The organism is Geothrix limicola (assembly GCF_030268085.1).
Taxonomy (GTDB): Bacteria; Acidobacteriota; Holophagae; order Holophagales; family Holophagaceae; genus Geothrix; species Geothrix limicola.
Genome location: NZ_BSDE01000003.1, coordinates 379,440 through 402,142 on the forward strand (window position 1 = coordinate 379,440; position 22,703 = coordinate 402,142).

Below are 22,703 nucleotides of genomic sequence, written 5' to 3' on the forward strand. Positions count from 1 at the left end.
ACCTAGGTTCCGCGCAGAATGTCGACCAGGCGCTGCGCCACCCGCCGGTAATCGAAGCGCGCCACCGCGCGCGTGCGCCCCGCCGCACCCATGCGTTGGCACAAAGGTTGGTCGTTGAGCAGAAGCTTCAGATAGCTCGCGATGTCTGAGACATTCGCCCGGTAGTCCGATACGCGAGGTTTGCCGAACACCACGCGATGGCCCGGTTCAAAACCAGATTCGGGACCGAGTACCGCCTCCGTGATGCGGATCTCCTCGGCCACGCCTGCCAGGAAGGCCGTCTCTCCATGCACCAGCGTGTCGAGCATGGCCATGGCCCGGATCCCGATGACCGGCTTGGCGCAGGCCCCGGCCTCCACCTGGGGCATGCCGAAACCCTCCAGCCGGGAAGGTGCGGCGTAGATATCGCAGGCCGCCAGGAGGTACGGCATGAGGTTCCGGGAGACCTGATGGGTCTGGAAACTCACCCGGTCCCCGATCCCGAGGGACGCGGCCAGTGCCCGATCGAATTCGTTTTGAACCTGCGTCCGCTCCTGTGGCCACACCTTGCAGACGTACCGCCAGGGTGGAACCTCACCCTGAATGGTCGCCAGGGCTTCCATCACCTCCCGGCCGCCCTTGGAAGCGGCGTCGCCTCCCACCGTCAGGATGAGCCGTTCCTCGGGGGTCACGCCGAGGGCCTCACGAATGGCCCGTACTTTCGGATCATCCAGGCCCCTCGGAATGAAGGCGTCGGTGTCGCAGCCCACGGGCAAGGTCACGGTGTGGTCCCCGCGGATGCCGTCGCGGACGAAGGTCTCCCGCACCCAATCGGAGGTCACCAGGACGAGGGGCAGATGATCCAGAACCTCACGGTAATTGGCGACGTACCCGTCAGCCAGAATCCATGGAACGGCCCGCATGCCGAAGCGCTGAGGATGAAGGACGATGTCGGGAACATCGCCCCAGAAGCCGATGCCCACCACGGCATCCGGCTTGAACCAGCGGTAGTACCACTCCTTCTCGAGATCCGATCGGAGGTTCGCGGCGCAGACCTCCACGCCAATCTCCTGGAGACCCCGGTACAGGAGGTCGCCCTGGGTCGCCAGGCCGCCCGGGGCGGGGGGATAGCTGTAGAGCACCAGGATCCTCACGGGTTCACCAGCAGGCTCTGCTCAAGCGCGGGATTGGGCGGCCCTCCGTCCGTGAAGCAGTTGAAGGCTTCCACGCGGCTGGCGGCGCGGGCTTCCCAACTGGTCGCGCCGAATCCGTAGACCTCGGTGATGATCTGCAGCTTCCGGTTCCAGATGGCTTCGGTCAGGGGAAGCTGGAGGGTGTTGTGGCTTTGAGGTCGAGGCGGATAGCTGCCTCCCCCGTCCTCGTAGGCGAACTGCCATAGGGCCTTCGCCTGGAGTTGCCCGCTCCGCCACAGCGCGTGCATCGCCAGGGAGACCTCCCCGTGCCGTCGATGCCATGTGTATTCACCCTGGGGCGCATGCGTCAGAAGGAGGTCGAAAGGCCATTTCGGCAGGAGCGACAGGATGGTGTCCTGAACGCGCTTGGCGGATAGAGGGTATTGGTCTACCCCGTCATCAAGGTTCCCCATGGCGCCCGTGGCCCTGAGACTGACCAGGGCCTGGCGGAACCGGGCCGAGCGGTCGAAGTCCTCTCCACGGCACAGCGTCACGATGAAGGTTGACCATTCGGGGTGGCTCAGAAGAAGGCCCCCGCACCACAGGGTTTCATCATCCGGATGGGCCACGACGATGGCGACGCAAGGGGGCTTGAGGGGCTCCTTGCCATCGATCTGATTCACTTCATCTCCTTCAAGGGTGCCGGTCCACTCAACGCGCACCTGGCCCGCCTCAAGAAGAGGTGGGCCGATCCGCCTTGGTCCAGCTGAGCGCTTCCATGTCTGAAATTCCTAATGGACCATCACCGTGATCGCGAGCTGATCCATCGGGTGCCGACGGTTGCGGAGATAGTAGCCCCCGTCGAACCATTCGATGTACAAATCGTCGCTGTTGTACCAGTCATCGGTCCAGTATTCGGGCCAGGGGTCCATCACGCTGAACCACATGCCGCCATACTGGAACCGCGGGTAACCGCCGATCATCAACAAGGGATAGTTGAACATCCGGAAGCCATGACGCGGACCGAAGCTGCCGCGGTAGCGATCCATGGGGATGCGGTAGCCGCTGTATCCCCCCCGCTGCTGCCAGGTCTGGTGCTCCGACTCCCAGTGACGGGCGCGTCGGTTCTGCCAGATGCCCGCGTGCTGATCAGCGTATGGGCGCGGGGCCTGCTGGACCTGGGGCCGCGGCTGGGGTGAGGGCCTGGGTTGGACCTGAGTCTGCGGACGCATCGGTCTTTCCAGTGGCGGCCTTGCAACCGGTGCCGCCTTCGCTTCGGGCGACCGGTGCGGCGGTTCCTTGTGTGACGGCCGGATGGGCTGCGGAGGCCTCTCTGGCCTGGCCTCCTGCCGCTTGTGAGGCGGTTCTTGATGGGCGGGCTTGGCCCTCTCTTCGGGGTGTTGAGGCCGGGCTTCCTGCTCCTGGCGCCGGGGTTCCTGGTCGCGGGGGTCGTGCTGCGCATAGCCCGGAGTCATGGCCTCGAGCAGCAGAGGAAGCACGCCCGCGTTGATCAGCCCAACGGTTTTCATGGTGTCACCTTCAAGAAGGCCCTTTCGTGGCCTGGTGCGCGTGGATTGCGCACCCCTCGTGATTCCTTGAAGAGCGTCTTTCGTGCCAATTCGCAACGCCGTGGTTCAAGCCCGCTTGCGATTCCTTCCGTCTTCCAAGGGGAGCCTGGTCCCTTCATGACGAAGGGCCATCCCTTCAATTCGATGGGGATTCACAGGGACCTGGGCTTACCCCAAGAAGGCGGATGTCCGGTCGGCCACCTGGGAGCGATGCGTCGAAGGCATCCTGGGTCTAGAAATAGAGGTGGTCCCTGGCCCGTGCCGCGATCTGGCGGTCAGTTGCTTGTTCGATCGGCATCATCACGAGGCTTCGCCGATCGGGCCCCATGGCATCGATGAGGCGGCCCAATTCACACTTGAGATCCCCCGGCCCCGAAATCAGGATGGATCCCGCGTCGCCGATGGCCGCGATCACCTCCAACAGGTAGTGCCTGAGGCGTTCCGTGAAGGCCTCGTGGGGACCGAGGCCTGGCGGAAGGGCCGGCGGTTCCCCCGGAACGCTTTTTTTCGGATCGGGCCAGGGCCCGAGGGGTGATCGGATCTCCAGTGCCGTCTCGCCATCGTCACCAAGCCTACGGATGACCGCCTTCCGGGCATCGATCCATACATTTGCGGCCATTTTCATCTGGTTCTCCTGGGTTGATGTTCGGGTGAAGGCGGTAACTGCGAAGCGATGGAACCTGGCGTTCATAGCCAATAGGACACGAGTCTTGCGAGCCACTCTTTGAACCGCTGGCCAAAGGTGCGCTGGTTCCAGATGACGGCGTCGATCTGGTGGGAGTCCTTCAAGTCCTCCTGGAAGGCGCTCTCCATTTCCGATCCGAAGGCGTCTCCCATCACGACCACGTTCACCTCCTTGTTGTGAAGGAAGCTGCGCGTGTCCATGTTGGTGGAACCGATCGTGGACCAGCATCCATCGATGACCGCGGTCTTGGCGTGCAGCACCGAGGCTTTCAACTCGTAGATGTGGACGCCTCCCTCCAGCATCTGCGCATAGAAGGAATGGGCGGCCTGCGAGGTCAGCCAGCCGTCCGAGACGCTGGGGAGGATGAGCTTCACATCCACGCCGCGCTTGGCCGCGTCGAGAAGCGCCCCCAGGATCTGCGCGTCCGGAATGAAGTAGGCGGCCGTGATGTGGATGGTTTTCGTGGCGCCTTGAATGGCCAGGAAATAGGCCTTGAAGATTTCGTGATTGCTTCCGGGCTGGCTCCGGAGCACCCGAACGACCTTGTCGCCCTGAACCGTGAGGGGAGGGAAATAGTCCCGGGCGGACAGGTCCCCTTCGTGCCCGCTGGCCCAATTGTCCAGGAACATCCACTGCAGGGCCGCGACCGCGGGACCTTCAATCTGGAGGTGGGTATCCCGCCATCCCGCACCAGGCATGGGTTTGCGATGAGAGCGAAAGGGCGAACTGCGCGTGTAGGCCGCCGTGATATTCACGCCTCCGGCGAAGGCCAACTGGCCATCCACCACGAGGATCTTGCGATGATCCCGGTTGTTGATGCGCCAGCGTCCCAAGTGACTGAGGGGGCTGACGGGATGGTAGGGCAACAGCCTGATGCCCGCCGCCTGCATGCGGTCGAAGAAGGTTTGGGGGGTTCCCATCGTTCCCACGCAGTCGTAGATGATGTTGACCTGAACGCCCGCGCCTTGTTTCTCGATGAGAAGATCGGCGAACTTCAGGCCCAAAGGATCCTGATCGAACAGGTACGTCTCCAGGTTGATGGTGTCCTTGGCGCGGGAGACCGCGGCCATCATGGCTGATATCGTGCTCGGCCCATCGAACAGAAGGGTGACCTTGTTGCCTGCAATGAGCGGCCGGCCTGTGGCGGCTTCTTCCAGCGCAGCCAGGGCCTTCGCATCGATCTTGGACCGGCCGAGCTTTCCAACCAAGAGGGAGGAGGCGGCCTTCGGATCCAGCGTCCCCTTTCCGTCCTCCACTTTCGGCGCCACGGGCCGGTTGAGCGGTTCCTTGAGGTAGTTCAACGACGGGAGCCGGGCGCAGGCCACGCACATCAGGCTCAGAACGAAAAAGCTGAACCACCCGACGCCATCAGGCCATGCCCATCGGCTTCGGGCCACGGGGTTCCGGCTCATGGAACGAGGGATTTCTTGTGGATCAGATCCGCCAGGATCGACAATTGTTCCTTCTGGATCGCCAGCAGCTCCTCCCACTGCTTCTCGCGCAGAAGGTCCATTTTTTCGTGGAGCAGCATGATATCGAGTTCGGCCTTGAGGTTGACCTCGTAGTCATGCTCCGCATTGAGGCGGTCCTTCTCCGAATGACGGTTCTGGGACATCAGGATGACGGGGGCCTGGATGGCCGCCAGCATGGACAAGAACAGGTTGAGCAGGATGTACGGGTAGGGGTCGAACGTCTTTCCGCGGCTCATGACGAGGAAGGCATTCAATCCCACCCAGAGGAGCATGACTGCGGCGAAGAGGCCCACAAAAATCCAGGATCCGCCGAAGGACGCCACCCGATCCGCCGCGCGCTGGCCGAACGTGGTTCCCTTTTCGTAGTCCTGAGTGACATTCCGCGCAATGTGCTTGCCTTCCGCCACGTGGCGAGCGACTTTCTGGGCCCGTTCATCCAGCGATTCATAGGCCGAGCCCATCAGTTTAGAGGCGACCTCCTGGGCTTTTTTCATGGGGACTCCTCTCTGTAAGACCTTCTACGTCCGGTGTCGGTGCACCGTCATGAGGCACTCGATATGACCACTTTGAGGGCCCGTTCCTGCATGGCCTGACCGAAGGTGTCATAGGCCTGCATGATCTGATTCAAGGCGAAGCGGTGGGTGATGAGGGGCCTGGGATCGAGCCTCCCGGCTGTGACGGTCTTCAGCAGCATGTGCGTCGAGGTGGTATCCACGAGCCGGGTGGTCAAGGTGATGTTGTGGGACCAGAGCTTGTCCAGATTCAGCTGGACCGGTTTTCCGTGCACGCCGATGTTGGCCAGGTGGCCTCCTGCGGCGACGACGGCCTGGCAGATGTCGAAGCTCGCGGGTTGCCCGATAGCTTCAATGGCCACGTCCACCCCTCGGCCCTCCGTCAGGGCCATTACCCTTTCGGCCGCTCCGCCATCCCGGTTGTTCATCAAACGGGTGGCGCCGAATCTCCTGGCCCATTCGAGGCGGTTGTCATCCACGTCAATCATGAAGATGTCGGCGGGCGAGTAGAACTGGGCCGTGAGCAGCGCGGCCAGTCCGATGGGGCCGGCACCCACGATGGCCAGGGTGTCTCCGGGCTTCACGCGGCCACTGAGCACCCCGCATTCGAACCCTGTCGGAAGGATGTCGCTGAGCATCACCAGGGTCATTTCATCCACATCCGGGGGGATGGCGTACAGGCTGTGATCCGCGTAAGGGATGCGCACCCGTTCGGCCTGGGTTCCGTCGATGAGGTTCCCCAGGATCCACCCGCCGCCCTCCTGGCAGTGCGAAGGCATGCCCTTCTTGCAGTTCACGCATCGCCCGCAGGAGGTGATGCACGAAACCAGGACGTGGTCGCCCACCTGGAAGCCCAGGACACTGGCGCCGACCGCCTCGACGATGCCCACCCCTTCGTGGCCGAGGATCCGGCCTGGTGCGACGGTCGGTACATCTCCCTGCATGATGTGCAGGTCCGTCCCGCAAAGGGTGGTGTGGGCGATCCTGACGATGGCATCGGTGGGCTCCGACATCACGGGGTCAGGTCTCTCCTCGAAGGCCCGCATCCCGGGTCCGTGATACACAAGCGCTTTCAAGGTGGTTCCTTTCTGGGGATCGAAGCTGAGCATCTCCATGCCCGGTGCCTGACGATTGAAGGGGCGGGCTAGGTCACGCTCACGAGCTCCCTGCAGGATTCGGCATGCACGCAGGTGTGGGCTGCACCAGCCCCTTCGAGAATGTGCCTGGCCTTCGAAGCCTCCTCCCCCATTCCATGGGCGATCACGAGGAAGCGGTTGGATTTGACGGCGGTTTCGTACTGCAGGCAACTGTCCCTGGGGATGCCGAGGCTGTAGAGGGCCGCGGCCAGGGCTCCCAGCCCGCCCATGACGGCCGCGCCTTCCAGCGCACCGACCATCCAACTCACCAAGGGGCCGAAGACCACCAGCGGACCGACCCCCGGGATGACGAAGAGGGCTGAACCGAACAGCAGGCCCCAAAACCCGCCCCAGAAGACACCGAGCTTGCCCCAGACCTTCATCCGGTCCCCGGCGTTGTAGTACCCGATGACATGCTCTTCGGTGTGGAAGCCCTTGCCCACAATGGAAAGCTTCTGCATGTCGAACCCCGCATGGTGGAGTTCCTTGATGCTCGCCTCCGCCTCCAGGTGGGAGAGGAAGACGCCGATCACCGCGTGGCGCTCATTCATGGCGTGACCCCTTCGGGTACGGTCCTGAGTTGGGAATCCTGGCGGACCAGCGGAAAGATCTGACGCCCCCTCGGACTGGAATCCAGCCATGAGGCCAGGGCTTCATTGAAGGGGCCTGGTTGCTCATACGCCACCAGGTGACCCGCCTTCGGGATGACCACCAGCCGAGCTTCCGGGATCGTTTCGGCCATGTCCACGGATTCACGCATAGGGATCAGGGTGTCGTCGGCGCCAGCCACCACCAGTGTGGGGACTTGGATGCTCGCAAGTTGAGCGCGCCGATCGGGCCGATCGGCCATGCCCAGCAAAGCACTCACCACGCCTTCAGAACTGGAGGATGCCATGGTGTCGCGCACCTGACGGGCCATGTCCAGATCCGTATTGATGGCCGACAGCATCTTCGGGGCCATGTCCGTCACCACCGAGCCGATCCCTGCTTGCTGAACGGCGCGCGCACGCATGCGCCTCGCGGATGCGACTTCGGGTTCATCCCTGCCGGCCCTCGTTCCCACGAGGACCAGGCCGCGGAGGAACACGGGGTAAGCCTGGGCGAAAGCCAGGGCGATGTAGCCACCCATGGAATGCCCCACCAGGACGATCGGGCCGGTTTGAAGGTACTGGCACAGCGTGAAGATTCCCTCGGCGAAGTGATTCATCGTCGCCGGGCCCCGTTCTGCTTCGCTGGCACCAAATCCGGGTAGGTCGAGTGCGATGACCCGGTTTCGGGATTTGAAGCATTCCACCTGCTTGGACCAGCAGCTGCGGTTCAAGGGAAAGCCATGCACGAAGACAAGGGGTGGCCCCTTCCCTTCATCCGTGTAGGCAACCTGGTGGCCGTTGATCAGCGTCATCATGGGAACTCCCTTTTCATCCTTCCGTTTTCGAATCATGTTTCAGTGGCCCAGATTTCCGGATCAACCGGTGAGGGCCCCCCTGGGACATGGATGTCTTGCTTTGGATTGGGATGCTTCCAGACAAAGGTTCTTCTTGCGCGTTTCCCGGTGCCTTTCAGATCGTTGCAGGCCGCCTTGATCCGCGCTTTGCCTTCACTGGCGAGCCCTGCTAGATCCTTCCGAAGCCTTATTCCCTTCTTGGGAGTGGTGAGCGCCGCCACCACCGCCCCGATGGCAGCGCCAGCGAAAAAGGTGATGACGGATGAAAGGGCCGCGTGAGATTTGGATTGGGTCATGGCTGAGCTCCGTGCTTTTTCCTTGAACCGTTTGGGAACCCATCACGGGCTGGCGGAGCCATGGCCCTGTTGGACCGTGGCTCCGTCGGGCCCGCAACGGGGCCTACTCCCAATAAGGGGAATATCCGTAGTAGGCGTGGATATCGCGGTTCCAATGTTCGTCGGACATGGAGGGCCAATGGTCTGCGTCGAAGCCCGGGGCCTTTTCCAGTAGGGTCTTTGGAACCTGGAGGGTGTACTGGTTGTTCGCCTTGTCGTAATCAAACGACTTGAATGGAATGGCAAACAACTTCTCTCCCATGCCGAGAAAGCCCCCGAAGGCGACGACGGCATATGCCACCCGCCCGGTCTCCGGATCGATGACGAGTTCCTTGATGTTGCCCAGGCTTTCCGCATGGACATCGACGACTCGGGTGCCGAGGATGCTTGAGGCTTTCAAGGGGGTATTGGAAAATTGGACGACCTGGCTCATGTCAAGACTCCTTCAAGTGGATGGATGAATGCTTCGGTTGGGAGTGCGGATCGGATGGTGGACCATCCTGCTCAGAGCCCGGCATCCTTGGGCGCACCAAGGCCCTCGCCAGAAACCACCAGCTCAACCCTGCGGTTCTCCTGCCGGCCTTCGGCAGTGTCGTTGGAGGCAATGGGGCTGCTCTCGCCGAATCCCTTGTAGGTGATGGCGTTGGCATGCACCCCCTGCTGCACCAGATAATCCTTCGTGTTCTGGGCCCGCTTTTCCGAAAGGATCTGGTTGGAGGCCTCCGTCCCGTTGCTGTCCGTGAAGCCCTCGGCCTCGATCTTCAGACCCTTGTGGGTCGAGAGGATGCCCGCGATTTTCGAAAGCTTTTCACGCGCCGCGGGCAAGAGGGTGGCCTTGCCGTTCTGGAACAGCACTCCGGACATGTTGACAATGAGGCCGCGGGCGGTGGCGCGGGTCTGGAGGACGGCATTCAGTTCCGTCATCAGGCGCTCTTGCAACCCGTCGTTGCGGGTTTGCAGCCCTGCGTTCTGAGTTCTCAATCCCGCGTTTTCGCTTTCCGACGTCTGTGCCTGCCGAAGCGCGGCGCCCTCAGCCGCCGTGGCGAGGGAGGCCTCCCGCTTCGCGGCTTCGACCTTCTCCTCGGCCGCACTGCGTTCCTGGGCCACACGCTCTACGTCCTGGCGTTGAACCGCGATGAGCCGGGCGTCTTCCGCGCGCTGCACGGCTTCGCGAGCCGAGACGATTCGGGCCTTGTTCCCGCCCGCATGAGTCTCCGCCTCCGCGAGGTACGCCTGGGCTTTGGCGAAGGAGTCCGCCGCGTACGTCGATGCCCCAGACGCATGCGCGATGCGTACGGCGTTGCGGGCCTGGTAGACATCAAAGGGCGTCTTTTTATCGAGGATGACCGGCGCGACAGGGCTCAAGTTCATGGTGTACTGCCCACGCTTCAGCAGTTCATACTTGGCATCGATGAATTCGAACTGCTCCTTTGAACCCTTCCGAATGTCGTTTTCGAGCACGATGACATCGCTGGGCTGGCTCACCGCAAAATAGGGTTCCGCCGTCACGATGAGGCCGAAGGTCTGGAGTTTCTCCGTGACCTTGACCTTGCCCTTGCCGTGCTCGAGGATGACCTCCCCCAGGTTCGTCGCTCGTCCTTCTGGAGAGATGCCCCACAGCACATAGGTGAGGAACTCCCCACCGAAGGTCGAGACGGGCGGCATGTTCTTGAATTTCGCCGTGATCTGGATGGCTCCGTCTTCACTTTTCACCCGGGCCTCGCCCGAGGCGTTCGGCCCGAGCACGGTGCCGAGCAGATCGATTTCGGTGGAGTGCTTCAGGTTCCGGTAGTTGATGGCCTTGGCCGTTCCCTGGACGACGGTCACCCGGTAGAGGGGAACCGAAACCGTCTGGGCCGGCGGCGGCTGGTTCTGACTGGGATAGGAGAGAGGGGTAGCCGAGGGGGTGCCGGCCTGGGCAACCAGGATGGCGGTCATCAGCGGGATGGCTTTGAAAATGATCATGGAATTCCTTTCAAGGGGTTCATGGAGGGGCTACCGGCCTGCCCACGAGGGGAGGGCGGTCGCCAGGGGCTGTTGGGTTTCGAGCAGGAAAGCAGTCAGGAGTGCAGGGCGGCGAGGCCGTCCTACGCGGCGCTCAGCCGCGCAAATCACGGGCGGCATCGGCCACCCCACGCTTCAGGTCGGCGCTTGCGAGTACGGTCCGCTCCTTGAAGTCGTCCCACGTATCGGCGGCATCTTCGGCCAATTCTCCGGCCCTGCGTTTCGCGCGGAGACCGAGATCCCGCAGGTTGCCGCGAAGTTCCGGCCCGGTTTTGGGTGTCGTCAAGGCCACCACCACCGCCCCCACGGCCGCGCCGGCAAGGAAGGTCAAAAAGGTCGTGCCATAGGAGGAAGGTCTAGGTTCGTTCATGAGCGTGCTCCTTTTCTGTTTCGTGATGGGCCTGCTTGCTTTTAAAGAAGGCCAGCACCGAGCTGACCCCTCCGATCAGGCCGCCCAGGTTTCGCGTCGTGGAATCCATGGCGCTGCGAAACCGTGCGTGCCAATCCTTTACCGCGCTGCCCACCTCCCGGATCGAATGGGTGAATGTGGACAGGTCTCCCAATGTGATCTGCAGGGTTCCGGCCAACTGATCCATTCGCAGCCGAGACGCATGAACGTCCTCGGCGATCTGGGACAGGTCGCTCTTGGCGGACAACAGGAACCGGTCCAGCCCGCGGGCCGTGGTGCGCAGCTGGACGAGCAGGGGAACCACACCGGCGGCCAGGGCGATAAGCACGACGATGAGGGTGATCTCCAGTGCGATGGACATTGGGACTCCAAACGAATCAGACATCCTGGTGCGAGGTCAGCATCCAAAGGGCTTTGTCCATGGCGCGGCTGACCGACGTGTAGAGATCGGCCGAATCCTTGTCGCCGAGCTTTTCGGCTTTTCGGATGGCGTGGCGAACGCGGCTCGAATAATCGCTGTAGCGGTCCACCAGCGCGTTCACATGGGTCATGCTCTTTTTGGCATCGAGTGGATATTCTTCGAGGCTTGACGTGGCAGTTGCGGCGCGCACGGTTCCATAGGCCTGGCCTCCCAGCGCGACGGCCCTTTCGGCGAAGTCGTCCACATAAGTGGACAGCTGCACGTAGAGGGTGTCGAAGAGAAGGTGAAGGCCATAGAAATTGGAACCCTTTACATTCCAGTGGGCCTGCTTGGTCTGGTAGGCCAGGTCCAACGTGTCGGCCAGGGACTGGTTCAACATCGCCACCAGTTCTTCCGTGGCCTTTTCATCGAACAATTCATGTTCGACAAGGATTTGATGCTTGCTCATGATTCACTCCTGATTCGGGCATGGGGTGGGGTGCGAACTTGGGCGATCCACGGGCGGTAAGGCCGCCTTCAGTGCATCTCGATGGATCGGTTGAAATGAGACCTGATGTCTGTCCAGGCCTTTTCCGTTCCCAATTTGAGGTCTTCCCACACCTCGTCGCTGGCTTCCTTCAAGCCGCTCAGATGCCGGTTTGCCTCGTCATGGGCCCGTTGGAGGCTGTCGATGGCCAGGTCGAATTGGACTTTTGCACGGGGCTCCGCGCGACCCGCCTTGGCTCGGGCGAGATCGATTTCCGCCTTCCATTTCGCCAGCTGGGCATCCAGATGGCCTTCATAGCTCTTGCGATTCTCGAGCATGGGTCTTTTCTCCTACACGAGTCTCCGGCCCTGGATGAGCCGAATCAGGACGACGACGATGGCAAGCACCAGCAGCACGTGGATGAAGCCCCCCATCGTGTAGGCACTGACCAGGCCGAGGGCCCAGAGGACGATCAGAATGATGGCAACGGTCCACAACATGGCTGTCCCTCCAAAAGAACGGTGGAGCGCCAGTTCCCGGGTTTCCCCGGGAACTGGGGTTCATGGCTGGCGATCTATTTCACGGTCATCCGGTTCTGCACCATCTTCACGCCGTGGACATCCTCCACAAGCTTGGTGACCAGATCTCGTTCGGCCCCATTCTTGGCCTCGCCGTGCAGGCTCACCACACCGTCTTTCGTGGTCACCTTCGTGGCCAGGGCGTGGGTGGATTTGTGGAACAGAAGCGTGGTCTTGACCTGGGCGGTGATGGAGGTGTCATCCACCTTTTCACCCACGGTCTGGTGCTCGGTCTTGTCGATGACCAGATTGTTTCGGACTGAGGTGACGCCTTCCACATCCTTGGCGTACTCGGCGGTCAGCTGTTTCTGGGCAGCATTTTCGACCTTGCCCGAAAGCGTGACGACGCCATTCTCCGTGCTCACCTCGGTGCCCATGGCACTCACATTCTTGTGAAAGGCGAGGACGGTCTTCACCTTCATGGTGATCCAGCCGTCGGAGTGTTCAGCGGGCTGGTCGCCCACCACCACCAGCTGGTTGTCCACGCTCTTCACGCCGGCCAGTCCGGCAACCGTGTCCTGGGCCAGGAACTTGTGATAGTCGCGGGAAACCGTCCCCGTCAAGGTCACCACCCCGGCGGAGGATTCGACCTTGATGGTGTCGTCTTTCAGATGCGTCTTGAAGTTGTAGCTGTTCTTGGCCGAGTTCTCGATACGGCGATCCTGCTCCGAGGCCTGCATGGGCAGGCCGGCGAGGATCAATGGAACGGAGACAAGCAGGGCGTTGCGGAAATTCAAATTGAACTGTCGCATGATGGGTTCTCTTTCTGCCCCTCGGGGCGATTGGGTTGGGAGATCCTGCGCTGAAGCAGATAGGCAGGCGTTGGATCGCATGGATCTACTTACGTCTTGTTGGGTTCAACGGGTGGCTTCCCGGGGCGAAGCTGGGAAGGTCCTTGCTGGGGCGCCGCGGGCTGCTTCTCCCGGGCGTTGAGCTTGGGCGCTGGTTTGGGCGCGGTATCGTGCCTGGATTCATGCGGGGAAAGGTCAGCGGCCTTTCTCCCGGACGTCCTCACCTGAAGGGGTTGGACCTCCTCGGCCCGCGCATCCAATCCCGGGTGGGGTGACTGGGGGTTCTTGGTGAGGGTGGGCCTCAGGATTTCAACGTGGTTCACGGCTGGCTCCTTCAAGAGGTTGGAAAGAGGAGATCGATTCGCGCAGGCGCTGCGCCTCGGTCCGTGCGCCAACGTCCCGTGCGGATTGCGGCATTCCAGCCGACACGGATTCCACCGGCTGTGCGATCCGTCGGCTGGCACGGGGGAATCCCGCGGCGGCCAGGATGGTGCGAGGTCGATCGCACTTGAACTGCATGCCTACCAAGGCGAGGCCCGTTAACAGCGCTGCCCAATAGGTGGCCCGGCGGATGGCGACAGCTGGAGCATTCACGGTGATTCCCTCATCTAGGGTTCTTCTCCGCACGTTTCAAGCCATTTGCTAACGCATGTTTTTTCTATATTTAAATTATTGGCCTTTCATGTCGGTGGTAGAATTCTCCATCAAGATGAACGATCAGCTCCTTCACTCCGAAGGATGAAGGCCACCGATGCGTGCCGACGATCTAGACCATAAAGAGCTCCTGGAATTGGATCCGGCCGGCGGCGTGATCCGCTTCGCCGGCCAGCGCGCGATCCTTCTCGATGCCGTGGCCATGGGGCTTTTGCGGAAGTACCTCGTGGAGAATTTCGGGTATACGGCGGCTCGCGCTGTGCTCACCCAGTTCGGCTTCGCTCACGGTTGGCGCATGGCAGAAGCCATGCAGGCGGAGTTCAAATGGGAAAATGAGGAAGAACGTCGCTGGGCAGGAACCCGCATCCACACGTTGGGCGGCCTCTTTGGCGTCGAGTTGGATAGTCGTGACCCGCTTTCCAAAGAAGGCATGATGCTTGTGGGCTGCTACGAGGCCGAACAGCACCTCCTCCACTTCGGACGTGCGGATGCGCCCATGTGCTGGACGATCTGCGGGCTCCTCAGCGGGTACCTGAGTCGCACACTCGGGAAGGATATCTTCGTGCTCGAAGACCGCTGCCAAGGCAAGGGTGACGCGGGCTGCCATCTCTTCGGTCGAGCCCGGGAAGAGTGGGGCGAGGACCGGGCGGCCGAGCTCCGCTTCTTTGATCAGGGCCGCCTCGAGGAATGCCTCGACATCTCCATTCACCGCGTCACGGAAACCCTGAAAGCCGCTGAACGGAAGATCAAGGAACACCGCAAAGCGCTTACCCAGGTGACCGAGGTTGGAGACGAACCCGAACTCGGCATCGTGGCCAGGAGCGCAGCCATGCGTCAGCTCGTGGACCTCGCCAAACGGGTTGCACGGGTGGATTCGACCGTGCTCATCACGGGGGAAAGTGGTTCCGGGAAGGAACGCATCGCCCGCCTCGTTCATGAGGAGTCCACCCGCGCCGGTGGCCCCTTCATTCCGGTCAATTGCGGAGCCATCGCCGAAACGCTGCTGGAGAGCGAGCTCTTCGGCCATGCGCGCGGCGCCTTCACGGGCGCGACCCATGACCGGCCCGGCCTGTTTGAATCCGCCAATGGCGGCACCTTGCTCCTCGATGAAGTGGGCGAAGTGTCACCGGGCATGCAGGTGAAGCTGCTGCGGGCGATCCAGGAGCGGGAGGTCCGCCGCGTGGGTGAAAACAAGAACCGGAAGGTGGACGTCCGCATCATTGCCGCCACGAACCGCGACCTCGCCCTTGGCGTTGCCAACGGGTTGTTCAGGCAGGACCTCTACTACCGCCTCAAGGTCGTGGAACTCTACGTGCCTCCCTTGCGGGATCGCCGGGAGGACATCCTGCCCCTGGCGAGGGTCCTGCTTGCCCAATCGTCCCTGCAGATGAAGCGCAAGATCACCGGGCTGACACCCGGAGCCACGGATCAACTGCTGCGATACGCCTGGCCTGGCAATGTCCGCGAGCTGGAGAACGCCATGGAGCGCGCGGTCGCCCTGTCACTGGGCCCCCGCGTGGAATTGGAAGACCTGCCCGAGGAGCTTCGGCAGGCCTGCCCCATCCCCATCGCCTCCTTCGGAACCATCCGCCCGCTCGAGGAGATCGAGAAGGAGTACATCCTCGCCGCCCTCGCCTTGAACAGCGGGAACCAGACGCGAACCTCTGAGCAGCTCAAGATCGGTTCCGCGACCCTCTACCGGAAACTGAAGAGCTACGGACTTATTGGAGCCTCGAAGAGCGCTCCGAGCAACTTCTGAGCGCTCGGTCCCCAACCCCCAGGCTGATTCCCCGTGACGCGCCTAGAGGTCGTAGGTGATCTTGCGTCGGACGACGATGTCCGCTGATTCCGCGTCCGTATCGAGGCCCACCCGGAGCTTGAGTTTGTACCGGCTGCGCTCATTGAAACGGTCGACGGCCTCGATCACCTCCAGCGCCCTGCGGGCGCTTTGAATGGTCAGCGCCGTCGCCTGATCGCTGAGCCCGACGGAAGCCAGATAGGCATTCCCGATGGTCTTGGCTGGATCGAGGCGCGGGCCTTTTGCGGCGCCATCGAAGCGGGTGGAGATCTCATCCAGTACGCCCATGAGCACCTCCGCATTGGCGCCTTCGACGAAGGTGGTGAAAGCCATGAGGTCGGCGAAGAGGACGGTGACTTCCGCGTAGCTCTCCGTGATGACGCCACTGGCAGCCGCAGGCAGTGCGAAACCCCGCTTTTCCAACCGCTCTGCGAGGGAGGGGGGGAGGAGATCCCGCAGCAACCGCTCGGATACCTTCTGCTCGTCCAGCACCCGTTTGTAGAGCTGCTTGGTTTCCATGTGAAGCAGGCGCACTTCGAGCATGTTGTGAACGCGGATCAGCACCTCGGCCAGGTCCAGCGGCTTGCTGATGAAATCCTTCGCGCCCGCCTTCAGGGCTCGCACCTTGTGGCCGGGTTGGGCGGTGATCACGAGGACCGGAAGGTAGCCCTCGGTTTCGACCTGCTTCAGGTTTTCCATCACCTGGAAGCCGTCCATTCCGGGCATCTGCAGGTCGAGCAGGATGAGATCGTAGTGATGGATGAGGTGCAATTCACACACCCGCGCCGAATCCCGCGTCATGGATACGTTCGTATAGCCCGCACCCCGAAGCATCTGTTCCAGGAGCGCGACGTTGGCCTCCTGATCGTCCACGATCAGGATTTTGCCGAGCAGGATGTCCGTTGGTCCGATCATGTGTACCTCGAAGTTTCGTTCGGCCCCGGGATGGATGCGGCCGTTCCTGCCTTTTCGAGCGCTTCGTCCAGCGCGTCCATGAATTCGATGACGTTGATCGGTTTGGTGAGGTACCGGGAGAATCCGGAATCCAACCCTCTCTTGATGTCGCCGACCATGGCGTTCGCACTGATGGCGATGACCGGAATGTGGGCCGTGGACGACGTGTTCTTCAAGATGATGAGCGCGTCGATGCCGTTCAGGCCCGGCAGGTTGATGTCCATGAGGATGACATCGGGCTGCTTCTCTTTCGCCAAGGCCATGCCTTGGGTCGCATTTTCAGCGGACAGGAGTCGCAGTTCCGGTCGGCGGCCAATGAGCTGTTGGATCAACGCCAGGTTCGCCGGATTGTCCTCCACACACAGAACCGTGCGCAGCGAGGTCGCGCCGCCTTCGGACGTCTTCCGCTCGACCCTGTCCTCGACCTTGGTATCCACCAGACTCGGCGATTCAGAGGTGTTCAAGTCGTACCAAAACAGGCTTCCCACCCCGACGCTGCTGTTCACCCCGAGGGTCCCGCCCATGAGCTCGACCAGCAATTTGCTCATGACCAGGCCGATGCCGGTTCCCTCTTCGTTGCTGTGCTCCTGGCCCAGGCGGTTGAAGGGCTGGAAGAGCTGGCGAAGCTGCACCGGCGTCATGCCTTGACCCGAATCCTGGACGCTGATGCGCACCCGCCCCGGAGTCGCGGAATCGCAGGCGACGTTGACCGTCCCGCCCGGCCGGTTGTACTTGATGGCATTGGATAGCAGGTTGATCAGGACCTGCTTCAGGCGAACCCGGTCGGCCCGTACGAAAAGGGGTGCTCCGAAGACCGGGAAGGTCAGTTTGATGCCGCGCTTCTCGCCTTGGGGCTCGATCATCGACTGACAATCGAACATGACCTCCGCCAGGGACACCGGCTCCTGGGACAAGGAGAGTTTCCCAGACTCGATCACCGCCAGGTCCAGGATCTCGTTGATGAGTTCCAGCAGGTACCAGCCCGCGTGCAGAATGCGGTCGATGCTGGCCTTCTGATCCGGCGTCGCCGGCGGCGTGGCCGAGTCCATGAGCTGGGCGAAGCCGAGGATGGCGTTGAGGGGGGAGCGCAACTCGTGGCTCATGCTCGAAAGGAATTCGGATTTGGCGAGGTTGGCCTTGTCCGCGACGATGCGCGCGCTGATCAGTTCGGCATTCCTGTCCTGCAGCACCTGGTCCAGGCGCTCACGCTCGAGCTCGATCAGTTTCCGGTCCGTGTTGTCCGTTCCGATGAGCAGGTAGCCGATGATCGTTTCCTGGCGATCCCGCAGGGCCGTGACGGAGACCACCGCAGGAATGCGGGTGCCGTCCTTGCGGATGTAGGTCAGCTCGTAGATGTCTCCGATGCCGCGCGAGGCCTTGAAGGCCAGGGCCTCGAACCCCGGGGCGATCGGCGTCGACAGCTCCAGGCTGAGGGCCGCGGCGCGCTCGATCACTTCTTCAGGATCGGAGATGTCGGCGGGGGTGATCTTGTTCACCACGTCTTCCGCGGCGTAGCCCAACATGCGCTCGGCGCCCACGTTGAAGATCTGGATGACGCCATGGGCATCCGTCGCGATGCTCGAAAAATTAGCGCTGTGGAATATGGCCGTCTGCAGGGCTCCGGCTTTCACCAGGGCCTCTTCCACGCGCTTGCGGGAGCTGAGGTCTCGCAAAAGGCCGGTGAAGTAGCGCTTGCCGCCCAACCACATGTCGCTTGCGATCATTTCCAGGGGAAAAGCCTCGCCCCCTTTGCGCCTGCCCTCCAGTTCGCGGCCCGGGCCATCGTTTCCGGCCTCTTGGTCTGCGAGCTCATGCCCCAAGGGGGCTTCGAATGGAATCTGATCCATCTGCGGGATCAACAGGCTGATCTTCTGCCCCACAAGGTCCGCGGCCGGGTAGCCGAACATCTGCTCCACCGCGGGATTCGCGGTCTCGATCCGGCCGTCGAGGGCCTGGATGGTGATGATCCCGTCCACGACGGTATTGAGGATCGCCTGGATCTGCGCGGAACTGTCCCGCAGCGATTGCTGTGAAGCGTATTCCTGCGTGACATCCCGGAACACCAGCACGGCCCCTCCCACGCCGCCGTCGCGGTTCCGGATGGGGGCGCAGCTGTCGGCGATGGCGCATTCGGTGCCATTCCTGGCGATGAGCAGGGTGTGGTTGGCCAGTCCCTGGACCGTGCCATGGGCCAGGGTCTCCAGGATCGGAGCGACCGCCGGGTGCCGCGTCTCCTGGTTGATGATCCGGAAGACTTCATCCACGTGATGTCCCATGGCTTCAGCCAGGGGCCACCCCGTGAGGCGCTCGGCGACCGGGTTCAGGAGCTTGATGCGGGCTTGAGCATCGGTGGCGATGACCGCATCCCCGATCGAGTTCAGGGTGACGGCCAGTTTCTCCTCGCTCTCCTGGAGCGTTGCATTGGCCTGGAGCAGCTGGCTGTTGGTCTCCTCCTGGGCCTCCAGGAGATGCTGTGTTTCCAGATGGACCAGATCCTTCAACCGCTGATGGGTCTGACGGCGCAGGGACTGGATGAAGGAAACGGCCGCCAGCAAGGCGAAGCCGCTGACCGCGGCGATCAGGATGAACAGCCGATCCATGAGGGAGCGGAAGGAGCTTTCGTTCTGGGCCAGGGCGCTTTCTTCGGCCTGCGTGAAGGCTGCCATCTCCAAACGAATGGCCTCCATCAGCGGCTTGCCCTTCTCGAGGCTTGCCGCCGCTCTCGCGGCGGGCAGATGCCGGTTTCGGCGGAGCGTCATGGTGGAAGCCATGTCCGCCCATTTCTCGTCAACGATGGGGGCGAGGGACTCCAGGTGCACCCGGGCCGAAGGCGCCAGGTTCCGTTGACGCAAGGCGTTCAGCTGATCCTGCGCGTGACGATGATCGGCCGTGTAGAGACCCAGGAAGGACGCATCTCCCGTGAGCAGGTACCCGCGCTGGCTTGCCTCGGCCTGGAGCAGGTCCGCTTCGAGGGCTTCGGCGCCGAGGAGGGTTTCATAGGTGTGCTGCCGCGACCTCCCAGCCTCCTTCATTTGCGCGAACGCCCAGAAGGAGGGGATCACGAGCAGCACGGCCCCGAGGACCGCAGCCGCGTAGGAGGCCAGCAGGCGGTAGGGCGTTTTCATGGCCATGTGAGCCTCATTCCTGGGCCGGGCCGCCGGTTCATGGCAAACCGTTTCTGAGGCCCCGAGGCGAAGGCGCCTTCGCAAAGGGTTCCGATTCTTCGAGCCGTTTGAAGCAACGTGGCTTCGGCACCCGGGCCTCGAAGGCCGCCCCATTCGAGATCCATGGCTTCAGGATCCAGGGCTTCAGGATCCGGAGCCTCGGGTTTGCGGCCCGCAAGCTGAACAAGCCGATGGCTGGGATGGGGCCCGACCACCCGGATCGATCGGAAGGCGCAGATGTCGCAAAGCCAAAGCATCTCTGCGGCTGGAAGCGCCGGAACGGGATGACAACGGAGTTGGGACACGGTCGACCTCTGGGTAACCGCGAAAAAACTTGCGGATCGCGAGGCCGAAGGTGTGAGCGCCACCTGTCTTAACTTATACGCCCATTCATCTCGAAATCCCGATCACATCCAAGTCCTGTGCGAGAGCGTGCTCGTTGGGAAGGTAACAGCCCTGGCCTCAGCCAAGGTGTTGCCGAGACCCCCATGAGGTGGAACACAGGTGTCTCGGTGTGGATCGCCGAACGCTCAACATGGAGCAGGTTTCGTTCCAACGCCCAAATGCCGTTGTCATGGCACATGCGGAACATGCCCTTGGACGATTCACGCCATCATCCATCGTTATGACTAGCCCAGTCGCCAAAATGATCTGATGGATCGCCCCGTTGCCGCCGGGGATCCAGGACGAGCCGCCGGATCAGAACCCGGCTCAGAACCTCATCGCATTGCCGACCGTGACCTGCCATCGCGCCTGGTAGGGTTCACGATTCAGCGGCACCGCCACGCTCAGCAGGATCACCCGGCCCAGGGCGCTCTTGAGGTTGCCGAGCCGGAGCCCGACCCCCACATCGGAATAGGTGCGGGACCATCCCTGCCCATCCATCCGGCGCACCGACCCCACGTCCAGGAAGGCGGTGTATCCGAGCCGCACCAGGCCCCACCAGCGCTGTTCCGTCAGCAGCCGGTAGTCGAAGGAGGCCGTCCACCGTGCATCCCCCGGATGCAGCTGGTTGGGGAATCCGCGCAGGCCCTGGTCTCCGCCCACGTAGTACCAGGTTTCCGGATCCGGGCGATGGGCCAGGTCGAGGGTCACCAATCCGGCGAGGATCTGGTTTGGGGTCAGCTTCCGGTAGTGCACCAGAGACGTGGACAGGTGGTTGTTCTCCAGGCCGGCCGGGGGTTTCCGCGCCTCCCAGGAGGCCGTGAACAGGGTGAGGGTTTCGCTCGAAGCGGACCAGCCCTTGGCCCCCTCGACCTTGAAGAAGGGCGCGGCCATGGAGGACCCGCAGGCCCGGCTGTAGGCTCCCAGTTCCAGGGCCCCCGTCCAGGCCAGGTTGTAGTCCTCTGGGGTGTCCATGCCCTGCAGGTCGGCGAAGGTATCGAACGCATCCTTCTGCGTCGACAGGGTGAGCGCGGGTCCCCGCAGGCGCCGGTCCTTCAGCAGGGGTGGAGCCAAAGCTCCCGACGGGGCGGTCTGCGTCATGAGCCCATAGGTGGTGTCCTGGCGCTTGAAGAGAAGCCCTCCACGCCAGACACGGTCTTCCCTTTCGAACAGGAGCTTGGCGGCCGACAAGCGGACCTCGTTCTGGATGAACGGCACCTGGGCGATCTGCTTTCCTTCGTCGTACAGGTAAAGGCTGGTGTGGGCCTGGGACAGCTTGAGGCCCGTGGACCACGGGGTGTCCAGGGCGAAGAATGGGCGCTCAAGATCGAGGCTGCGGGTGAACCCGTCCGTGAGGTACTGGGTGTGGGCCGCGAGGGTCCAGCGGCTTCCGAACAACTGGGGGTCCCCGTAGGCGAGTCCCCAGGTGCTTCGCTCGTGGTCCTTCGAAAGATCGAAGGTCACGCTTTTGCCGGTGCCCATGAAATTCTTTTCATCGACTCCGAAGTTCATGGCCCTTTGGCCACCCACCTGCGAGGCGCCCGCATTCACCTGGGTCGTCCAGGCATCCCGCACGCGCACGCGGGCCACCACCGTTCCGTCCGGCTGGATCACCGGATCGATGTGGGCATCCTTGATGAAGGGCAGCGCCCGGAGGAGCCGCTCCGTCTCGTAGATCCGCCGCTCGCGCACCTGCTCCCCTTCGGAAATGAGGAGTGCCCTCCGGATGACCATCTCGCGCGTGGAGGCGTGAAGGTGATCGGCCGTGCGGCCGATCCAGGTGTTTTCATCGGCCTTGGTAAGGTCGAAGACATCTCCGATCACCACCTCGATCTTATCGATGTGGGCCTTCCGGGTTTCAAGGCCGCGCCACGGCTTTTCCGCGGCCACCCCTTGGATCGGCATGCCGACGACCACCAGTACGGCGGCGAGGCAGGCTCCGAGGCTTCGGAGCAGGGGCCACGATTCGCGCACGGCACACGGGGCTAGAGCCGCCCGCTGATCAGCAACACGATCAGGACGAGCAGCAGAAGGCCCATCCCGCCGCTCGGGTAGTAGCCCCAATTGCGGCTATGCGGCCATCTGGGGAAGGAGCCGACGAGCATCGACACCACAATGATGATCAGGATGAGTCCGAGCATGTCCACCTCCCCGTTTGGATGTCTTGCGTCCGCTCACCAATGCCACCTCCACCTGCCGGCAAGGCAGGCGGGAAGCCGGTGACGGCCGTGTTCTTGCGCCGTTCAGGCTGGATGCGCCTTAATGGCGATCCCATCCCGGCCGCCGTGTTTCCCTGGGCCAGTGGGATCTCGGAAGCTCCATGCGGCGCCCGTCCCTCGTTTCCGAGTAGTACCAGCGGTCATCGTTGTAGAAGTAGTGATAGCCGCCGTGGGCGTAATAGGAATCCGCATCCACCTCGACGACCACGGGGAGGATCGGCACGATTTCCAGCCCCCCTCCCATCCTGGGCGCCACCATGCAGCCCGAAAGCAGAACGAGCGAGAACAAAGGGACAACCAGGTTTCGATTCATGAGTCTCTCCGAATGAATGGGCCGTTCGCCTGCGTCGAGTCTTCCGCGCCGCGGCGAGGAATCCGGTCACCTGAACGTGCAGCTTTCGAGCCAACGACAAAGACCCATGAATCCTAGGACTTCGAAGCACAACCACCGGGCAAAGGGTCACAGAGGCCCATCAAGATGATGGCCTCCGCCCTTCAAATCGACGGCGGCATCGTGCCCTTGCTCGGAGCGAGAGGAGGTTCCTGGAATCCTCCTTCGAAATGATTCGGTGCCCCCGTCATTTTGAGTGGCTTCGC

The 22,703-nt window shown here is 62.5% G+C and carries 24 protein-coding genes and 1 pseudogene; 1 reads left to right on the top strand and 24 read right to left on the bottom strand.

Annotated elements, in window-relative coordinates:
* Positions 1 to 2: 2 nt before the first annotated feature.
* The 18 genes from QSJ34_RS09605 to QSJ34_RS09690 all read right to left on the bottom strand — a co-directional run bounded on the left by QSJ34_RS09605 (position 3) and on the right by QSJ34_RS09690 (position 12,894).
* Complete coding sequence (locus QSJ34_RS09605) at positions 3 to 1,133, bottom strand: glycosyltransferase family 4 protein (RefSeq protein ID WP_285574399.1); 1,131 nt, start codon at positions 1,131 to 1,133, stop codon at positions 3 to 5.
* Positions 1,130 to 1,795, bottom strand: a complete 666-nt coding sequence (locus QSJ34_RS09610) for a PIG-L deacetylase family protein (RefSeq protein ID WP_285574400.1) — start codon at positions 1,793 to 1,795, stop codon at positions 1,130 to 1,132. Before QSJ34_RS09610 ends, QSJ34_RS09605 begins: the two co-directional genes overlap by 4 nt.
* Positions 1,796 to 1,903: 108 nt before the next feature.
* The gene (locus QSJ34_RS09615) at positions 1,904 to 2,344 is read right to left on the bottom strand and encodes a hypothetical protein (protein ID WP_285574401.1); all 441 of its coding nucleotides are present in this window, start codon (positions 2,342 to 2,344) and stop codon (positions 1,904 to 1,906) included.
* A gap of 568 nt (positions 2,345 to 2,912) precedes the next feature.
* Positions 2,913 to 3,305 carry a hypothetical protein gene (locus QSJ34_RS09620; RefSeq protein WP_285574402.1) on the bottom strand — a complete coding sequence of 131 codons (393 nt, stop codon included), beginning with the start codon at positions 3,303 to 3,305 and terminating at the stop codon, positions 2,913 to 2,915.
* Positions 3,306 to 3,367: 62 nt separating this feature from the next.
* Positions 3,368 to 4,696 (bottom strand): cardiolipin synthase, encoded by a 1,329-nt coding sequence (gene cls / locus QSJ34_RS09625; protein WP_285574404.1) that lies wholly within the window; start codon positions 4,694 to 4,696, stop codon positions 3,368 to 3,370.
* 77 nt (positions 4,697 to 4,773) lie between these two features.
* Positions 4,774 to 5,331 carry a DUF1003 domain-containing protein gene (locus QSJ34_RS09630; RefSeq protein ID WP_285574405.1) on the bottom strand — a complete coding sequence of 186 codons (558 nt, stop codon included), beginning with the start codon at positions 5,329 to 5,331 and terminating at the stop codon, positions 4,774 to 4,776.
* 47 nt (positions 5,332 to 5,378) lie between these two features.
* Positions 5,379 to 6,425, bottom strand: a complete 1,047-nt coding sequence (locus QSJ34_RS09635; protein WP_420798835.1) for a zinc-dependent alcohol dehydrogenase family protein — start codon at positions 6,423 to 6,425, stop codon at positions 5,379 to 5,381.
* Between the two features lie 68 nt (positions 6,426 to 6,493).
* Positions 6,494 to 7,036: a hypothetical protein gene (locus QSJ34_RS09640; protein WP_285574408.1), complete on the bottom strand. Its 543-nt coding sequence runs from the start codon at positions 7,034 to 7,036 to the stop codon at positions 6,494 to 6,496.
* Positions 7,033 to 7,890, bottom strand: coding sequence for an alpha/beta fold hydrolase (locus QSJ34_RS09645; protein WP_285574409.1), 858 nt, complete (start codon positions 7,888 to 7,890; stop codon positions 7,033 to 7,035). Before QSJ34_RS09645 ends, QSJ34_RS09640 begins: the two co-directional genes overlap by 4 nt.
* Before the next feature lie 32 nt (positions 7,891 to 7,922).
* A complete protein-coding gene (locus QSJ34_RS09650; protein ID WP_285574410.1) occupies positions 7,923 to 8,225 on the bottom strand; it encodes a YtxH domain-containing protein in 303 nt (100 codons plus the stop codon).
* Between the two features lie 103 nt (positions 8,226 to 8,328).
* Positions 8,329 to 8,697 carry a PRC-barrel domain-containing protein gene (locus QSJ34_RS09655; protein ID WP_285574411.1) on the bottom strand — a complete coding sequence of 123 codons (369 nt, stop codon included), beginning with the start codon at positions 8,695 to 8,697 and terminating at the stop codon, positions 8,329 to 8,331.
* A gap of 71 nt (positions 8,698 to 8,768) precedes the next feature.
* Positions 8,769 to 10,229: an OmpA family protein gene (locus QSJ34_RS09660; RefSeq protein WP_285574412.1), complete on the bottom strand. Its 1,461-nt coding sequence runs from the start codon at positions 10,227 to 10,229 to the stop codon at positions 8,769 to 8,771.
* 133 nt (positions 10,230 to 10,362) lie between these two features.
* Entirely contained in the window at positions 10,363 to 10,638 is a 276-nt protein-coding gene (locus tag QSJ34_RS09665; protein WP_285574413.1) for a YtxH domain-containing protein, read from the bottom strand.
* A complete protein-coding gene (locus tag QSJ34_RS09670) occupies positions 10,625 to 11,038 on the bottom strand; it encodes a hypothetical protein (RefSeq protein ID WP_285574415.1) in 414 nt (137 codons plus the stop codon). The genes QSJ34_RS09665 and QSJ34_RS09670 overlap by 14 nt, the downstream gene beginning before the upstream one ends.
* Positions 11,039 to 11,054: 16 nt before the next feature.
* Positions 11,055 to 11,546, bottom strand: a complete 492-nt coding sequence (gene dps, locus QSJ34_RS09675) for a DNA starvation/stationary phase protection protein Dps (RefSeq protein ID WP_285574417.1) — start codon at positions 11,544 to 11,546, stop codon at positions 11,055 to 11,057.
* 68 nt (positions 11,547 to 11,614) lie between these two features.
* The gene (locus tag QSJ34_RS09680) at positions 11,615 to 11,902 is read right to left on the bottom strand and encodes a sll1863 family stress response protein (protein WP_285574419.1); all 288 of its coding nucleotides are present in this window, start codon (positions 11,900 to 11,902) and stop codon (positions 11,615 to 11,617) included.
* Positions 11,903 to 11,914: 12 nt separating this feature from the next.
* Complete coding sequence (locus QSJ34_RS09685; RefSeq protein WP_285574421.1) at positions 11,915 to 12,064, bottom strand: lmo0937 family membrane protein; 150 nt, start codon at positions 12,062 to 12,064, stop codon at positions 11,915 to 11,917.
* 74 nt (positions 12,065 to 12,138) lie between these two features.
* Positions 12,139 to 12,894 carry a BON domain-containing protein gene (locus QSJ34_RS09690; protein ID WP_285574423.1) on the bottom strand — a complete coding sequence of 252 codons (756 nt, stop codon included), beginning with the start codon at positions 12,892 to 12,894 and terminating at the stop codon, positions 12,139 to 12,141.
* Between the two features lie 790 nt (positions 12,895 to 13,684).
* On the opposite strand from QSJ34_RS09690, the gene QSJ34_RS09695 reads away from it, so the two are divergent.
* The gene (locus tag QSJ34_RS09695) at positions 13,685 to 15,346 is read left to right on the top strand and encodes a sigma-54-dependent Fis family transcriptional regulator (RefSeq protein WP_285574425.1); all 1,662 of its coding nucleotides are present in this window, start codon (positions 13,685 to 13,687) and stop codon (positions 15,344 to 15,346) included.
* Positions 15,347 to 15,388: 42 nt separating this feature from the next.
* Here QSJ34_RS09695 and QSJ34_RS09700 read toward each other — a convergent pair whose 3' ends face one another.
* The 6 genes and pseudogenes from QSJ34_RS09700 to QSJ34_RS09720 form a co-directional block, all read right to left on the bottom strand.
* Positions 15,389 to 16,300, bottom strand: a complete 912-nt coding sequence (locus QSJ34_RS09700; RefSeq protein ID WP_285574429.1) for a response regulator — start codon at positions 16,298 to 16,300, stop codon at positions 15,389 to 15,391.
* On the bottom strand, positions 16,297 to 18,360 hold the full coding sequence (locus QSJ34_RS09705) for a PAS domain-containing hybrid sensor histidine kinase/response regulator (protein ID WP_420798842.1): 2,064 nt from the start codon (positions 18,358 to 18,360) through the stop codon (positions 16,297 to 16,299). Before QSJ34_RS09705 ends, QSJ34_RS09700 begins: the two co-directional genes overlap by 4 nt.
* Before the next feature lie 12 nt (positions 18,361 to 18,372).
* Positions 18,373 to 19,617 (bottom strand): annotated as a pseudogene (locus QSJ34_RS18555) (CHASE3 domain-containing protein); the annotation flags it as partial.
* A gap of 597 nt (positions 19,618 to 20,214) precedes the next feature.
* Entirely contained in the window at positions 20,215 to 21,861 is a 1,647-nt protein-coding gene (locus QSJ34_RS09710; RefSeq protein ID WP_285574433.1) for a BamA/TamA family outer membrane protein, read from the bottom strand.
* A gap of 11 nt (positions 21,862 to 21,872) precedes the next feature.
* On the bottom strand, positions 21,873 to 22,028 hold the full coding sequence (locus tag QSJ34_RS09715) for a DUF3309 domain-containing protein (protein ID WP_285574434.1): 156 nt from the start codon (positions 22,026 to 22,028) through the stop codon (positions 21,873 to 21,875).
* A gap of 118 nt (positions 22,029 to 22,146) precedes the next feature.
* Positions 22,147 to 22,419, bottom strand: a complete 273-nt coding sequence (locus QSJ34_RS09720) for a hypothetical protein (RefSeq protein ID WP_285574435.1) — start codon at positions 22,417 to 22,419, stop codon at positions 22,147 to 22,149.
* Positions 22,420 to 22,703 lie beyond the last annotated feature (284 nt).

Excerpts from the sequence above, each read along its gene's own strand:
- QSJ34_RS09655 (WP_285574411.1), bottom strand. The coding sequence starts at position 8,697 with ATGAGCCAGGTCGTCCAATTTTCCAATACCCCCTTGAAAGCCTCAAGC.
- QSJ34_RS09645 (WP_285574409.1), bottom strand. The coding sequence starts at position 7,890 with ATGATGACGCTGATCAACGGCCACCAGGTTGCCTACACGGATGAAGGG.
- QSJ34_RS09670 (WP_285574415.1), bottom strand. The coding sequence starts at position 11,038 with ATGTCCATCGCACTGGAGATCACCCTCATCGTCGTGCTTATCGCCCTG.
- QSJ34_RS09700 (WP_285574429.1), bottom strand. The coding sequence starts at position 16,300 with ATGATCGGACCAACGGACATCCTGCTCGGCAAAATCCTGATCGTGGAC.
- QSJ34_RS09650 (WP_285574410.1), bottom strand. The coding sequence starts at position 8,225 with ATGACCCAATCCAAATCTCACGCGGCCCTTTCATCCGTCATCACCTTT.
- dps (WP_285574417.1), bottom strand. The coding sequence starts at position 11,546 with ATGAGCAAGCATCAAATCCTTGTCGAACATGAATTGTTCGATGAAAAG.
- QSJ34_RS09640 (WP_285574408.1), bottom strand. The coding sequence starts at position 7,036 with ATGAATGAGCGCCACGCGGTGATCGGCGTCTTCCTCTCCCACCTGGAG.
- QSJ34_RS09630 (WP_285574405.1), bottom strand. The coding sequence starts at position 5,331 with ATGAAAAAAGCCCAGGAGGTCGCCTCTAAACTGATGGGCTCGGCCTAT.
- QSJ34_RS09680 (WP_285574419.1), bottom strand. The coding sequence starts at position 11,902 with ATGCTCGAGAATCGCAAGAGCTATGAAGGCCATCTGGATGCCCAGCTG.
- QSJ34_RS09620 (WP_285574402.1), bottom strand. The coding sequence starts at position 3,305 with ATGAAAATGGCCGCAAATGTATGGATCGATGCCCGGAAGGCGGTCATC.
- QSJ34_RS09615 (WP_285574401.1), bottom strand. The coding sequence starts at position 2,344 with ATGCGTCCGCAGACTCAGGTCCAACCCAGGCCCTCACCCCAGCCGCGG.
- QSJ34_RS09695 (WP_285574425.1), top strand. The coding sequence starts at position 13,685 with ATGCGTGCCGACGATCTAGACCATAAAGAGCTCCTGGAATTGGATCCG.
- QSJ34_RS09685 (WP_285574421.1), bottom strand. The coding sequence starts at position 12,064 with ATGTTGTGGACCGTTGCCATCATTCTGATCGTCCTCTGGGCCCTCGGC.
- QSJ34_RS09690 (WP_285574423.1), bottom strand. The coding sequence starts at position 12,894 with ATGCGACAGTTCAATTTGAATTTCCGCAACGCCCTGCTTGTCTCCGTT.
- QSJ34_RS09660 (WP_285574412.1), bottom strand. The coding sequence starts at position 10,229 with ATGATCATTTTCAAAGCCATCCCGCTGATGACCGCCATCCTGGTTGCC.
- QSJ34_RS09665 (WP_285574413.1), bottom strand. The coding sequence starts at position 10,638 with ATGAACGAACCTAGACCTTCCTCCTATGGCACGACCTTTTTGACCTTC.
- cls (WP_285574404.1), bottom strand. The coding sequence starts at position 4,696 with ATGTGCGTGGCCTGCGCCCGGCTCCCGTCGTTGAACTACCTCAAGGAA.
- QSJ34_RS09720 (WP_285574435.1), bottom strand. The coding sequence starts at position 22,419 with ATGAATCGAAACCTGGTTGTCCCTTTGTTCTCGCTCGTTCTGCTTTCG.
- QSJ34_RS09715 (WP_285574434.1), bottom strand. The coding sequence starts at position 22,028 with ATGCTCGGACTCATCCTGATCATCATTGTGGTGTCGATGCTCGTCGGC.